Genomic DNA, 15,050 nt, shown 5'->3' with positions numbered 1-15,050 from the left:
ACTTAAATTGATCGATGGATATATTATACATTTTGATTGCTCTGGGGGGGATACTCCTGGGGTTTGTCATAGACCGGGTCATACTCAAACGGTCTATCACCAAGAAGCTAAAAAGTGCTGAAGACCAGAAGAAACTGATCCTGAAAGAAGCTGAGGTAAACGCCGAAAGCATCAAAAAGGACAAAGTACTGGAGGCTAAGGAGAAATTTCTCAAACTCAAAACAGAATTTGAAGAAGAGGCCAACCGCAAAAAGAACCTCCTCATCACCAACGAAAACAAACTCAAGCAGCGTGAGTCTACCATCTCCAAGCAAATAGAGCAAAACAAACGGGTGGAAGCTGAATTGGAATCTGCCAAAGAAAACCTGCAGGCTCAGCTGGAAATTGTTCGAAAGCGAAAAGAAGAATACGAGAAGTTAAAAAATCAGCAGGTTTCTATTCTGGAAAAGGTGTCCAACCTCACCGCTGAGGAAGCCAAAGCTCAGCTGATACAGACGCTCAAAGATGAGGCTCGTACAGACGCGTCGGCACACATCAAAGAGATCATGGAGGAAGCCAATATGTCGGCTACCAAAGAAGCCAAGAAGATAGTACTTCAAACTATCCAACGAACTGCTACCGAGCATGCCATTGAAAACTGTGTGTCTGTCTTCAACATAGAGAGTGACGACATCAAAGGTAAAATTATTGGTAGAGAAGGTAGAAACATCCGGGCACTGGAGGCCGCCACCGGTGTGGAAATCATTGTAGACGATACCCCTGAAGCCATCATCATCTCTGGCTTCGACCCTGTAAGGAGAGAGATCGCCAGGCTCTCACTTCACAGACTCGTACAAGACGGCAGAATACACCCCGCCCGTATAGAGGAGATTGTGAGTAAGACCACCAAGAACATTGACGAGGAGATTGTAGAGATCGGTGAGCGTACCGTCATTGACCTGGGCATTCACGGATTGCACCCGGAGTTGATCAAATTAGTGGGTAGGATGAGGTTCCGCTCGTCCTATGGACAAAACCTGCTGCAGCACTCCAGAGAAGTAGCCAACCTGTGTGCTACCCTGGCCTCTGAACTTGGAATTAACCCTAAACAAGCCAAGCGTGCCGGCCTCCTGCATGATATTGGCAAGGTATGGCCAGATGAGCCAGAAAAGCCACACGCCATCATAGGCATGGAGCTCGCACAGAAATACAAAGAATCTCCAGACATCTGCAATGCCATAGGTGCTCACCATGATGAAATAGAGATGACCACTATGATCTCGCCCATCGTACAGGCCTGTGACGCCATCTCTGGCAGTAGACCTGGTGCTCGTCGTGAAATCATGGAGCAGTACCTCAAACGTCTCAAAGAACTGGAGGAAGTAGCGCTCAGCTTTGAAGGTGTCAATAAATGCTACGCCATCCAGGCGGGCCGTGAGCTCCGAGTACTTGTAGATGCTGAAAACGTTACCGATCAGCGTGCGGGAGAGCTGTCCTTCAATATTTCTCAGAAAATTGAAAAAGACATGCAGTATCCCGGCCAGATCAAAGTGACCGTGATCCGTGAGACCCGGGCCGTGGCGTTCGCCAAGTAGGAAACCGCTTTTTAAAATAATTAAAGAAAGTCCCGGATTAGTTCGGGACTTTTTTTTATTATTACTTTCTCCGTTCAGCTCCTAATCATGCCAAGAAATATCCTTCCCTTCCTTCTTCTGATTTCCTTACCATCATTGGCTCAAAAACCTCCTTTGAAATTCGGTAAATTAGATATGCAAGAACTCACGCTTAAGGAATGTTCATTCTACCCGGAAGCTAAAGCAATGGTCATAGCGGAGTATGGTGATCTGCGATTCAATTATCTAAACGATAATTGGACCACCAAATTTACAATAACACGCCGCATCAAAATTTTCACAACGGAAGGTAAGAACCAAGCAAACGTATCTATTCGGTTATATGACCCTGTGGACGGAGGCATTCACGAAAGGTTATCCTCGGTCAAAGCCATTACCCACAACTTGGTTGACGGAAGAATAGAAAAGACTCCATTGAATCAAAGTGAGGTTTTTAGAACGAGACTAAGTGACCACAGAACCGAAATTAGTTTCACCTTACCGAATGTTCAGGTGGGTTCGGTAATAGATTATGAAATTATACTCATATCTAACTATCTCTCCGTTCTTTTTCCATGGAAATTTCAGAAATCTATCCCAACCAAGGTGTCAGAAATCAGATATGTGATCCCTGAATATTTCAACTATATAACCAGCCAACTAGGCACCTCAATTGAGCTCACCAAAGAAACAAACTCAGTTCATGAATCCTTTAAATACAAGTGGGAATCAGAGCCTGGGATAGGTGGTAACAAAGCAGTAGCAATAGGAGCTGAAAATTCGGTAAGCAAAGAACAAAGATTTGTAGCTCGCAATATTCTTCCCTTGGAAGATGAGCCCAATATCAATAACAAACCGGACCTTCCTGCTCGACTCGAGTTCCAGTTAGTCTCAAGTCAAATGCCAAATTCCGCTGTGAAATTCTACGCGGACAATTACGAATCTTTCACCAAGGATATTCTGACTTGGGAGTCATTCGGAAAAACCCTTGACCAAGGGGCTTTTGCATCTCCTGCCATAAAGGAATTAAGGGCTGACTCTGTCTCCGATCTTGCTTCAGCAATTTATCACTGGATACAAAACCATTTTTCATTCACAAATGAATATGGTGTTACAAATAACAAGGCTGGGAAAATTGCCTTCAATGAAGGCTCAGGAAATGTTCCGGCCATTAATCTAACTTTAATTGCAGCGCTAAGAGAGGCCGGAATAAACGCTTACCCTATCATATTAAGCACAAGAGGGCATGGCATCCCACATCCAGTCTACCCAAATTATGAAGACTTTAACTATGTAATCGTGGGAGTGAAGACTGAAGCAGGATTGATTCTGGCAGATGCCACCACCAAGCTCTCTTTTGGCACTATCCCGGAGAGATGCTTAAATGGGAAAGGCTGGTTAGTTGACAATGAGTTTGGTCAATGGGTTGACCTCAAAAAAGAGGCTCACTATTCCTCTGAAGTTTCCATTAACATGACACTCGAAGAGACTCAAATAACTTCAGAACTACACATTACACACAAGAACTACGCTGGCGTTACTACCTGGGAGCAAGTTGATTCAATCGGAGCAACCAACTTCATTCAGGAGATCGACCAAAAGCTTTCTGACTGGGATATTGAAAATTTCAATATTAAGTCAGGTACCAAGGAAAGCAAAGAGCATTTCGAGTTCGAAATAACGGCAAGCCGTGCCATTAATGCAAATAAGAGAATCTACATTAGCCCTTTTATTCTTGGCATGCCGCTTGAAAACCCCTTTAGGAGACCTGAAAGGGTAGCACCAATTGACTTCCCATATGGTTTTGAATATAGGGTCATAGCCCAAATAAAAATCCCTGATGGCTATTCTGCCATACTCCCTGAATCAGGGGTTTTCAAACTTCAAAGTAATGATGGAAGCTTCATATACTCCACAAACCAAGTGGGAAACACAATAAACCTTGTTGGGATTTTCAAAATATCTAAAACCGAATTCAACCCAAACGAATACCAAAATCTTAAACAATTTTATCAACTAGTAACCGACAAAAATCAGGAATTGATCGTCTTGAATAGACTTTGAGAAAATTACCAGAACACTGTTTACAGTAGTTAAATTCAACCCCTAGAGTTGGGTTACATATCCTGTCCTTCAGTCGTTTCCAAAATAATTAAGAAAAGTCCCGGATTAGTTCGGGACTTTTTTTATTTTCAATCCTTCCCAAACTAAACTCACCGCCATATGAAATCCCTAACTTTACTTTTCCTAGTACTTTCCCTTCATGCCTTCGGCCAAAAATCCAACATTAAGTTTGGCAAGGTTACCGAAGAAGAATTAACCCTCACCGAATGTGCCTTCTATCCTGAAGCCAATTCAATGGTCCTGGGCGAATTCGGTACCCTCAATTTTATGTACAACAACGATAAAGGCTGGTCCTATAACCTGGTAGTGCATCGTAGGATAAAAGTATTTAACAAACTCGACAAGGATATCGCCAACATAAAACTCAGGGTTTACGATCCTCTGAAAGGTAACAGCAAGGAAGAAATTGGTGCCATTAAGGCCTTCACTTATAACCTTGTCGATGGAAAAATAGAGAAAACCAAACTGACAAATTCTGAAGAATACACCACCAGAATCAATGATTACAGGATGGAAACCAGTTTCGCCATGCCCGACGTACGTGAAGGGTCGGTGTTTGAGTATCAATACACCCTCAGCTCTGACCTTATTTCCACCCTATCTGCCTGGCATTTTCAGGATGACCTGCCAGTGGAAATTTCCGAATTTCGCTACACTATTCCGGAGTTCTTCAAATACACCGTGAGTCAGGTAGGTTCCTTTGTAGTCCTGGATAGAAAGGAGGAAAATGTAAATGAAACCTTCACCTACCGGTGGGAGTCTGTAGGTGCGGGAGGAAACGTCGAACGAGGCACCGGGTCCTTACCTTCTGTGAGCGTCCATACTACGCAAACCGGTCATAACCTATTACCACTCCAGGATGAGCCCTTCATGAACAACAAGCCCAATGTTCCGGCCCGGCTGGAATTTCAGCTGATGTCAATTCACATGCCCAACAGACCCATCAAAATGGTCGCCGGCAACTATGAAGACTTCAATAAAAACATCATGGATTGGACTTCATTTGGCAAAACGCTGAACAATGGCAATTTCGCCAAAGACAAAATTTCCACCCTCAGCGAAGACCCCACTACCCGTGCCAAAGAAATCTACACGTGGTTAGCCAATCACTTTTCACACAATGATGTGTTTGGTTTTACAAGTGACAGAGTAGGGCGTTCCGCATTCAACGACGGCCAGGGAAGCGTTGCAGACATTAATCTGACCCTGGTAGCCGTATACAGAGAAGCTGGTCTGGAGGCGTACCCTGTAATTCTTAGCACCAGAGGCCATGGCATCCCCCATCCTATCTATCCTAACTATGAGGACTACAACTATGTGATAGCAGCAGTCAAAACACCAGAAGGAACGGTCCTGACTGACGGTGCTTCAAAATTACCCTTTGGGATGTTGCCAACCCGCTGTCTCAACAACCGAGGTTGGATGGCCACAGAAAACGGAGGTTCATGGATCGATTTGAAAAATGACGCATCGCATTCCATAACGGTCATCTCACAATTCGACTTTGAGGAAGAAAAATTAAATAGCCAGTATTCGGTAAAAATGGATGGGTACGCCGAAACGGAGGCTCATTCTAATGTAAAATCCGGCGGACAGGAACATTACAACGAAAGTATCACTTCGCACTTTTCGGAATGGGAAATGGACAGTCTGAAAATAGACACAGAAACCGGCTTCAACCTTAATTTTGCGGTAGCCAAAGACATTGATGACAATGCAACAGTCTACCTCCAGCCGATCAGCTATGGTATGGTGACAGAAAATCCTTTCAAACGGGAAGAAAGGCTCACTCCGGTAGATTTTCCTTATCAGATCAACAGGAGAGTTATTGTCAAAATAGCGGTGCCGGAAGGCTTTTCCGCCGAGCTTCCTGAATCCACCATAGTGACCCTACCTAACAATGGAGGGAAATTTATCTACTCCATCAACCAAATCGGCAGCAACATTCAAATCATGAGTATGTTCAAACTCAATCAGCTGGATTTTTCTCCAGATGAATATCCATACCTCAAACAGTTTTATCAACTGGTGGCTGAGAAAAACAATGAGATCATCGTACTCAAGAAATCATGAAGCTATCATTTGTTATTTTATCTTTTTTCCTATTCAATATAGGAGTTGCTCAGGGTCTGCTGGATGATGTACCCGCAGACCTGAAAACCAATGCCAATGAGATAGTACTGTATGATCATACCACATTCACGATTAAAGATCTAACCAGCTCCTCTCTTCACAGAAAATACAGAGCCATCATCAGAAACAGCAGGGCGACAGATTTAAAATCTGTTTTCCTCTATTATGACGATTTCCGCGCGATCAAATCAGCTCAAATAAAAATATATGATATATACGAACACGAGAGAGAACACATCAAACTGAAAGACTTTGGCGACTATAGTACCAAGGGATCGAGCATAGCTGATGACTCGCGAACTAAATACTATGAAGTCACTGATGACAAATACCCTTACATCGTAGAGGTGGAATACACCATTGACTATATGGGCTCAATGTTTTATCCCACATGGTACCCTCAGTCAGACGAGTATCAAAGTGTGCTGCACGCTACCCTCCATATAGAAAGTCCTGAAAGCAATCCATTCAGGCATAAGTCCGTCAACGTCTCGGCCCAAGAAAGCTACGAGCAGGGGCAGTTGGTTTTCGACTGGGCAGTGGATAGCCTTCCGGCGTTTGAATTTGAACCATATAGCTACACACTTGAGGATTATGCTCCAGTAGTATACACTGCACCCAACAGGTTTGAAATGGATGGGCATGTAGGAAACCTATCAACCTGGAGTGATTTTGGGGAGTGGATTCGCGCCCTCAATAAAGATCAGAACACGCTCACTTTTGAACAATTAGGAGAAATCAAAAAACTCATTCCTGAAGGGGCAAGCGATCTGGAAAAGGTCAAGATTGCTTACAAATATCTTCAGGATAACACCCGATATGTCAGCATCCAATTGGGTATAGGAGGCTGGCAACCTTTTGAATCCGGGTTTGTGCATTCGAGTAAGTACGGAGACTGTAAAGCACTTTCTTTCTACACCCAGTCCATCCTATCCGGCCTGGGGGTTAAATCTTACTACACCCTCATCAATGCCGGTCCTTATGCCCGTGAAGTTGACCCGGAATTTCCAAATGCACGCTTCAATCATGCCATTCTTACGGTGCCGTTTGAAAGTGACACCATCTGGCTCGAATGTACCTCCCAAACAGATCCATTTGGGTATCAGGGCATTTTCACCAGTAATAGAAATGCACTGATGGTTACCGAAGATGATGCCGTGATCGTCAAAACAAAAAGCTATAGCCCAAAGGAGAACCTCCAAATCACTCTTGCTGAGCTTAGTATTAACATAGACGGCTCAGCGGATGTGAAAATCAACAGGACTTATACCGGTCTGGAAATTGGTAACGACCGCTTTGAATCATCGGTACTCACACCCCCAAGTGAACAATCCAAGTGGTTCTATGACCGACACAAATGGGGTGATCTGGTATTGGATTCCTTGAACTTATCACCACCTACCAATCAGGTGGTACCCACTGCTCAGATGAACGCGAACCTACAACTCAAAAAAGCAGCCATTTCCAATTCCAACCGACTTTTCTACCAACCTTTTGTTTTTACCAATGTCAACCATATGAATTTCAAAACAAAAGAACGACAAAAGCCTGTGGAAATCAGGTATGGATACACCCAGATAGACACCCTTAATGTAACATTCCCGGAAGTGTATTTTCCTGAAAACACCCCACAGGACATCCAGGTAAAAACCTCCTTTGGCTCTTATGACAGAATGATCATTCAGGACAGGAACCAATTCATGATTATCCGAAAATTTGTGATCCAAAGCGGAACTTACCCACCTTCATCATACGAATCATTGAGAGAGTTCATCAGGGGTGTTCAAAAACTTGACAAGGAGAAAATCGTTATGCTGAACAAAACCTAGACCATGAAAACACCACTCCTTATACTCCTTCTTCTGGTTTCATTGATTGGAAATACCCAACCGCCAGCTCCTGATTATATCCCGGCCGACCACACCAGTATAAAAATACAACCCATCCTGCACGGCACTCTGATGCTTGAATGGAATGGGGAAGTGATTTACGCAGACCCCTATGGTGGAGCTTCCCGGTTTGAAAACCTACCTGCCCCCTCCATGATTCTCATTACAGACATCCACGGAGATCACCTCAACCCTGAAACACTTCTGGCCATCAAAACTGAAAAAGCCACTTTCGTAGTGCCTCAGGCCGTTGCGGATCAGCTACCAAAAGAGATCACCTCCAAGGTCATCGTGATGAAGAATGGAGAAAGTAGAAAAGTAAATGATATACTCATCACCGCAGTGCCTATGTATAACCTCCCTGAAAGTGCAGATTCCCGTCATACAAAGGGCCGTGGCAATGGCTATGTCATCAACCTGGGTGGAAAAAACATCTACCTCTCCGGAGATACCGAAGACATCACCGAAATGAGGGCTTTGAAGGATATCGATGTGGCTTTTGTCTGCATGAACCTCCCCTATACCATGGACATAGATCAGGCTGCCAGTGCTGTTCTGGAATTCAAGCCGGCTGTGGTCTATCCCTTTCATTACCGTGGCCAGGCAGGCCTCAATGACGTAGAGGGGTTCAAAAAACTTGTGAGCGAGGGTAGCGATCAAATAGAAGTGCGCTTACGCAACTGGTACTCCGAGTAACCCTAAAAACCATTATTTCATAATAACGAGATCTGCACATTATTGCCATTTTACGCTTTGATGAAGTTGTAGTAATACGCTTTGATGTGTGAGGAGCCAGGTCTTCCTTTGACCTCCCAACCATCTGCTTATGAAATATTCATTCGTGCTATTCCTGTATGCCTCATATCTGGCATCCGCAGCTCAAACCTTCAATGCCAAGGCATCTACCTCAGGAGTAATCAAAACATCTGAGGGCAAATACGAAGGGATCATTGACATCAACACCACCTCAAATCAGGTACTCTGCCGTAGCGCTGAGAAAACCCAAATATTCAGTGCCCAGCAAATCAAAGAGGTGAGAGGTACCGGAGCCCAGGGAGAAGAAATCTATTACAAAGGCCATACACTCAATGGAGAAGCCCACCTCTTTGAAGTGCTCTCAGATGGCAAAATCACCCTACTCTTCAAGCCAGGAATTGTCAAAGATGAATTTACCAACAGTACTTATCCACCGTTTTTTACCGTGGGAAAAAAGAAAGAGCTCATCCCCCTGGAAAGAAAAAAAGACCTGATTTCCGCATTTGGCGGGGACTCCAAATGGATGGAGCAATTCATCAAGAACAACCAGCTGGATCTGGATCACAAAGAAGGTGTCTATCGGGCTTTCAGCTATTACAACCAGACTTTTGAGGCTACAAATCCCAGCCCTTGAATCGCTTTTGAAGGAAATCTGTTATCTTCATTTTCCCAAAAATGAAAATACATGAAGACCATCTTTCCAACCCTACTAATTCTACTCGTCGGTTGCTCTTCACCTTCCCCTACTGAGTCTTTTGAGGGGATACTCACCGATCTCCCATCAATGCCCGGAAAATCCGAGTACCTGGGCACTCCATATGTCACCGCTGGTGACCGGCTCTACTCAGTAGGGCATCAGGATGGGAGCTTTCCAGATCTGGGCTGGCATGTGACCGGAGAGATGGGTGGCATTTGGGATCACCCCATCAAGCTGATGGATGGCTTCACACTTGGGATCAGTGCGGGCTCCATGTACTACTGCCTCAACGACGCTCAGGAATTCATCAATTTTCCCATGGCCAACCAGCACCGATTTTATCCTTCGGAGGCCATAGCTGTCATTCGCACCCAATTTGTACCTGATCAAAAGGAAGGAATGATCATAGAGTACGTTCTGAAAAATACGGGTGATGAAGCATTGAATCTAAAAGTAGATTTCACCGGCATGGTAGACCTGAGACCCGTATGGCTCGCAGAAAGACTAAACCAGACAGATGGCCAAGATCTGGCTGATTTTGATGAAGTCAATGGCACCTGGGCCGCCCGTGATTCCCTAAACTCCTGGCATACGGTCTTTGGCTCGGATCAACAGGTTTCTGCATGGTCCCAACCCAAGACTGAATGCAGTGATGAACGTAAAGGCAAGGGAATTGACCTAACCCTTCAAAGCGAAATCACAATTCCACCAGGAGAGCAAAAGGTTCTGAAGTATTTCATTTCAGGGTCCTATAAGTCTCAGGCGCAGGCATTGGAAACTTACAAAGAACTTAAGCAGTCACCCAACAGCCTTCTTCAGCAAAAAATGGATCGTTACAGTGAGCTGGCCAATACCGCCAGACTCACTATTCCTGATCAGGAAATAGAAGCGATGTACACCTGGACCAAATACAATACTGATTGGCTTATGAGAGATGTAGCCAACCAGGGACGGGGACTCTCTGCCGGCATCCCGGATTACCCCTGGTGGTTTGGCACTGACAATACTTATGCACTGCAGGGTTTATTGGCCACTGGTGCTCACGAAGAAGTCAAAGCCACTATTGAACTCCTTCTGAAACTTTCTGAAAGTGTAAATGATAACGGAAGGATCATGCACGAAGCCTCCACTAACGGCGTGGTATTCAACCCTGGAAATCTCAATACGACACCTTATTTCATCCACCTATTGTGGAAGTACTACCAATGGACCGGAGACACCGACATGCTCCGCAAAACCTACCCAACTGTACAAAAAGGACTACAATGGCTGGAGCAGGAGGACAAAGACGGCAACGGATATCCAGATGGGGCAGGAATGATGGAAATCCACGGCCTACACTCAGAAATGATTGATGTGGTGGTGTATACCCAGGCGGCATACGATGCGGCATCCAAAATGGCCAATGCCCTGGGTGATAGTTCCGCTAGTAAGTCCTATCAGCAAAAAGCAGAGTTGCTGTCCAAAAAAATTAATGATGAGTGGTGGGTTCCTTCAGCAGGGTCATTTGCGGACTTTAGGGCTACCCGTGTGGAAACCCTCCAACTAATAGACGCTGCCATCGTGCGCGCAGACACCATCCAAAAACCCTGGGCCGTAGAGGAGCTGAAGCAACTCAAAGCACAGGTCGGCAGGCTGAGGGACAACAGAGTACAAAGCCAGGTGGTTCATCACAACTGGGTGGTAAACACTCCTATGGAGCTCGGTATTGCCGATGTGGACAAAGCAGAACAAGCTCTGGAAACCGCCAGAAAATACACCAACCCTTTTGGTATGTATGTGACTGGTATAGACAGGGATGAAAACCAGGGTAAGGCCTCCAAGTGGAAATCGTTTAGCTACGTGGGCGCAGTAATGACCCTGCCCACAGGTGTGCAAGCCATCAGCGAAGCCCGATACGGGCATCCGGATGCGTCTCTGGATTACCTGAAAAAATTGGCCAATGGCTTTGGCTATGCGCTGCCTGGCTCCATGTATGAGGTGAGCCCTGACTATGGCATGATCGTTCAGGCCTGGAACATTTACGCAGTAGCCACCCCCATTGTAGCGCATTACTTTGGCTTGAAACCTGAGGCATATAACCAAACGGTCACTTTCGAACCTCATTTCCCTACAGGATGGGATGACGTGAAGCTGGAGAATATCCTGGTGGGTGACAACCTGATCTCCTTTGAGAAAACAAAATCCGGTTTTACTATCACCCAAACCCAACCGGAGTGGAAGATTCTTTTGATTTCTCCTGAGCTGCAAAAGTCGACACTCGTCAATGGTCAACCCGCTGAGCTTTCTTCCACCACCCTTGTGCTGACAGGATTGCGCAATGAGATCACTTTATGACGAGACGTCACCTGGGATGTGTCCAAAATTGAGAAAAAAGTCTCATTTTGAAATAATTGCTTAGCACCCAAACCTCTCCTCAGGGCATATAACCGTATTTATCAATTCTGGAAAGACTTTTGAACCTCATAACACAACCAAACAAAAACAATTATGAGATCTTTACTATATCTAATTGCAGTCATACTGGTAATCGGATGGTTGCTCGGGTTCTTTGTTTACAGCCTAGGTGGTTTGATTCACATTCTGCTGATCATTGCCGTAATCTCTCTCCTTCTGGGAGTAATCAAGCGAGCGTGACAGCCAACTAACAATAGAAAAGGGCCGTCAACCAACTGACGGCCCCTCAACCTTTCACCTAACCTTAACTCAAACTTCTTTACTACTATTTCAATCTGATCTGGCTGCTACCCACGAAGGTGCTGTCAGAGAAGATATCGATCATGTACACTCCACCGGCCAGTTTCTGCTCGGGTTTGTAAGTGAGCACTACACGCTTCTTGTTTCTTTTGTCCGAAATGCTGGCATAAGTACCGTTTATACTGGCCATCACTTCTGAATCACTGAATTCAAAATCCTCTTTCACAGTATAAGTAATGGTCTTTGAGTTGTTGCTCGCCACTGCTTTACCATCGGGTGAGGTGATCTTGAACGAAAGCTTTTCGGTCATCTCCGTTGGCACATCAAAGCCCAACAGAATTTCCTTAGTTCTTTTAGAATTCACCGTCAGTTTGTTTCTTTTCTTATGAGCCTCCACACCATAGTTCTCTGAGATCAGCTGCGACAATACTGTGTTTCTGGTCACCAGGTCCTCATGGGTCTCCTCCATCATCGCGATGGTGTTTTTGAGGTTTCCATTCTCTTTTTGCAAAGCAACGAGTTGCTCATTTTGTCTGGCTATTTCCTCGTTCAGCTTGTTTCTGATGGCCTGCAGGTCAGCCAATTGCTTTTTGTAATCAGCGATGGTCGTCTCACCTTTTCTCGCCTGATTTTTCAACTCGCTCTCCTTCTGCTGAAGCTGAGTCTCTAAACTCATGAGTCTTTTATCCAAATCAGCACTTTTCCCTTTGTATCCAACAATCTCGCTTTTCAACTTCTCTATCTCTTTCGAAAGCGCCAGCTTTTCAGAAAGCATCTTCTCGGTTTTTACTTTCTCTGAAGTCAGTTCATCTTCAGCCAGACTCTTTAAAGAGAAAAAATAAACTGCAACACTACATGCAAGGACGAACAAGAGGGTCACTATCACTGCAGTAACGCTCTCTTTAGATTTTGTAATCATGGGTTTAATATTTTTCTTGGTTTAGGAGAGAAAACGGTCCGGGGATTAAGCCCTCCTAAGTGGGAGATTAAAAAAGAATTAAAAATCCGAGGTACTCAAAAACAATGCTCACCCGTGTGCCCTCCCCCATGCGCGAGTCCAGGGAAAAGGTTCCGTGGTGCAACTCCACGATCTTTTTAGAAAGGTTCAGACCTATCCCACTCCCTGAAAACCCCGAAGTGTTTTTCCCCCGGTAAAAAGGCTGACCAATCTCCGGAAGATCCTCGGGTGCAATGCCCACTCCCTGGTCCTCTACCTTAAGGCATAACCCTTCTGCGGCAAGCTCCACCAATACCCGCACATCCTTACCCTCGGAGTATTTACACGCATTCTCTATTAGGTTCTGCAATACACTTCTAATCAGCTGCTCATTGCCCATGATGGTAAAAAACTGCTCATCATCAATGTCAGAAGAAAAGTCGACAAGAATGTTATTCTTAAAATGTCTGGAGACCTCACTGATGGCCTGCCATAGGATAGAATCAACCCTGATAGGCTCAAAGGTCTCTCTGAATGCATCCACCCGAGCCAGTAGCAGCAACTTACCTGCCAGTGCAGAGAGCTCCTGGATATCGTCCCGTACGGATTGTAGCGTGCCCTTGTAATGCTTCGCATCTCTATCCTTAAGCAAGGCTACATCCACCTGAGATAGCACACTGGTCATGGGTGTTCTCAACTCATGGGAAGCGTTGGTGATGAAACTTTTCTGGCTTTCGAAAGCACTCTGTAGGCGATCGAGCATCCGGTTGAAGGTGATCCCCAGGGTAGCTATTTCATCTTTTCCATTTCCTTCTGAGACTCTTTTACCCAGGTTGCTAATACCGATCTGGTTGACCTCCTCCACCACTTCGGAAATCGGACGAAGTGCATTTCCGGCATACAACCGGGCTGCCATGGCAATGACAATGAGAGAAATAAAAAATACTGTGAGTAGGATGTTTCGGAGGTTATCCAGCTTTCTGAAACCATACACATCCTGGCCGGCAGCCACCACCACAAACCGCTCATACTGATCAGTATAGAGTAGGCCCAAAACTTCCACGCTGCCTTGCCTCCAGCGGTATTCCCCCTCCAGGCGAATATCATTGAACCGCTCCTCATCCATGCGAATGGAATCCTGAGTGTCAGTGCTGAAAATCTCCACATTGTTATAGTCATAAATAGTGATACGCTCCCCCGGCAGTTTGATGGGGTTAGCATCTTCTATTTTTCTAAGCAATGAGGCATCTACTTCCTCTACTTCTATAAGCAACTTGGCAGCTGTGCTGGCTCTGGTGTGCAGGCGCTGATAAAACTCATCGTGTCGAAACTGAGCCGAAGAATAATAGATGGAAAATGAAGCCAGTACCCACAGTACCCCAAAAATCAACACAAACCGGAGGACGAGTGCATCCTTGATGTTGATGGCCGGAGAGCGTAGTTTGATCTTAAGAAAGGTCATCCAGATAGTAGCCCATACCCACGCGGGTATGGATCAGTTTATTTTCAAATTGTTTGTCAATCTTCTTGCGCAAAATGTTCACGTAAACATCCACCACGTTGGTTCCCGGATCAAAATCCAGATCCCATACTTTCTCTGTGATTTCCATTCTGGAAAGCACCTTACCTTTATTTCTCATCAAAAACTCCAGAAGGGCATATTCCTTTGCTGTGAGGTCTATATTCACTCCTGCCCTATTGGCAGTCTTCCGCTCCATATCCAATAGTAGGTCCCCAATTTTTAAGCGCTCCTTCCCTGTATAAGGTAGGTTGCGCTTCAAAATGGCTCGTATCCTTGCCAGAAGTTCCCTGAAATCAAACGGCTTCACCATGTAATCATCCGCACCAGACTCCAGTCCTTCCACTTTATCATCGGTGGTTCCCAGTGCCGTAAGCATGATGATTTTCACTTCAGAATTTTGCACCCGGATTTCCCGACAGATTTCGAATCCATTCTTCCCAGGGAGAATCGCGTCTACAAGCACCATGTCAAATGCCTTCTGGCCAAAAAGCCTAAGTCCAACATTTCCATCATAGGCAATGTCCGCCGCAAAACCCTGCTCTTCCAGACCCATTTTCAGGTGGTTGGCTACCTTCACTTCGTCTTCAATGATCAGTATTTGCATCATGTTGATGCTGAGAACGGAAATAGCACAGATTGGTTGATCCGGTTAATTAAATTCCTGAAGTGAGTACTCCTCGGTCAAAAGTGATAATCACTTACC

At 45.1% G+C, this 15,050-nt stretch carries 11 protein-coding genes; 8 read left to right on the top strand and 3 right to left on the bottom strand.

The annotated features are described in order from the left end of the window. Positions 1 to 14: 14 nt before the first annotated feature. The 8 genes from rny (at position 15) to GV030_RS14800 (ending at position 11,828) form a co-directional block, all read left to right on the top strand. Entirely contained in the window at positions 15 to 1,574 is a 1,560-nt protein-coding gene (gene rny, locus GV030_RS14835; protein WP_159583374.1) for a ribonuclease Y, read from the top strand. Between the two features lie 87 nt (positions 1,575 to 1,661). Continuing rightward, on the top strand, positions 1,662 to 3,656 hold the full coding sequence (locus GV030_RS14830) for a DUF3857 domain-containing protein (protein ID WP_159583372.1): 1,995 nt from the start codon (positions 1,662 to 1,664) through the stop codon (positions 3,654 to 3,656). Positions 3,657 to 3,815: 159 nt separating this feature from the next. Then, positions 3,816 to 5,789, top strand: coding sequence for a transglutaminase domain-containing protein (locus GV030_RS14825; protein WP_159583370.1), 1,974 nt, complete (start codon positions 3,816 to 3,818; stop codon positions 5,787 to 5,789). Then, on the top strand, positions 5,786 to 7,678 hold the full coding sequence (locus GV030_RS14820) for a DUF3857 domain-containing protein (RefSeq protein WP_159583368.1): 1,893 nt from the start codon (positions 5,786 to 5,788) through the stop codon (positions 7,676 to 7,678). The genes GV030_RS14825 and GV030_RS14820 overlap by 4 nt, the downstream gene beginning before the upstream one ends. Before the next feature lie 3 nt (positions 7,679 to 7,681). Beyond that, complete coding sequence (locus tag GV030_RS14815) at positions 7,682 to 8,434, top strand: MBL fold metallo-hydrolase (RefSeq protein WP_159583366.1); 753 nt, start codon at positions 7,682 to 7,684, stop codon at positions 8,432 to 8,434. 130 nt (positions 8,435 to 8,564) lie between these two features. Further along, a complete protein-coding gene (locus GV030_RS14810) occupies positions 8,565 to 9,128 on the top strand; it encodes a hypothetical protein (protein ID WP_159583364.1) in 564 nt (187 codons plus the stop codon). 51 nt (positions 9,129 to 9,179) lie between these two features. Next, positions 9,180 to 11,528 (top strand): GH116 family glycosyl hydrolase, encoded by a 2,349-nt coding sequence (locus GV030_RS14805; RefSeq protein WP_159583362.1) that lies wholly within the window; start codon positions 9,180 to 9,182, stop codon positions 11,526 to 11,528. Positions 11,529 to 11,681: 153 nt separating this feature from the next. Further along, complete coding sequence (locus GV030_RS14800; protein WP_159583360.1) at positions 11,682 to 11,828, top strand: lmo0937 family membrane protein; 147 nt, start codon at positions 11,682 to 11,684, stop codon at positions 11,826 to 11,828. A gap of 85 nt (positions 11,829 to 11,913) precedes the next feature. On the opposite strand, the gene GV030_RS14795 is transcribed toward GV030_RS14800, so the two are convergent. The 3 genes from GV030_RS14795 to GV030_RS14785 all read right to left on the bottom strand — a co-directional run bounded on the left by GV030_RS14795 (position 11,914) and on the right by GV030_RS14785 (position 14,951). After that, a complete protein-coding gene (locus tag GV030_RS14795) occupies positions 11,914 to 12,807 on the bottom strand; it encodes a hypothetical protein (protein WP_159583358.1) in 894 nt (297 codons plus the stop codon). A gap of 67 nt (positions 12,808 to 12,874) precedes the next feature. Next, positions 12,875 to 14,287, bottom strand: a complete 1,413-nt coding sequence (locus GV030_RS14790; RefSeq protein WP_159583356.1) for a HAMP domain-containing sensor histidine kinase — start codon at positions 14,285 to 14,287, stop codon at positions 12,875 to 12,877. Beyond that, complete coding sequence (locus tag GV030_RS14785) at positions 14,274 to 14,951, bottom strand: response regulator transcription factor (protein ID WP_159583832.1); 678 nt, start codon at positions 14,949 to 14,951, stop codon at positions 14,274 to 14,276. The genes GV030_RS14790 and GV030_RS14785 overlap by 14 nt, the downstream gene beginning before the upstream one ends. Between the last annotated feature and the right edge of the window lie 99 nt (positions 14,952 to 15,050).

It is taken from the genome of Marinoscillum sp. 108, from assembly GCF_902506655.1.
GTDB lineage: Bacteria > Bacteroidota > Bacteroidia > Cytophagales > Cyclobacteriaceae > Marinoscillum > Marinoscillum luteum.
The sequence above is the reverse complement of the archived record's forward strand: the minus strand, read 5'-3'. Positions and strand labels throughout refer to the sequence as shown.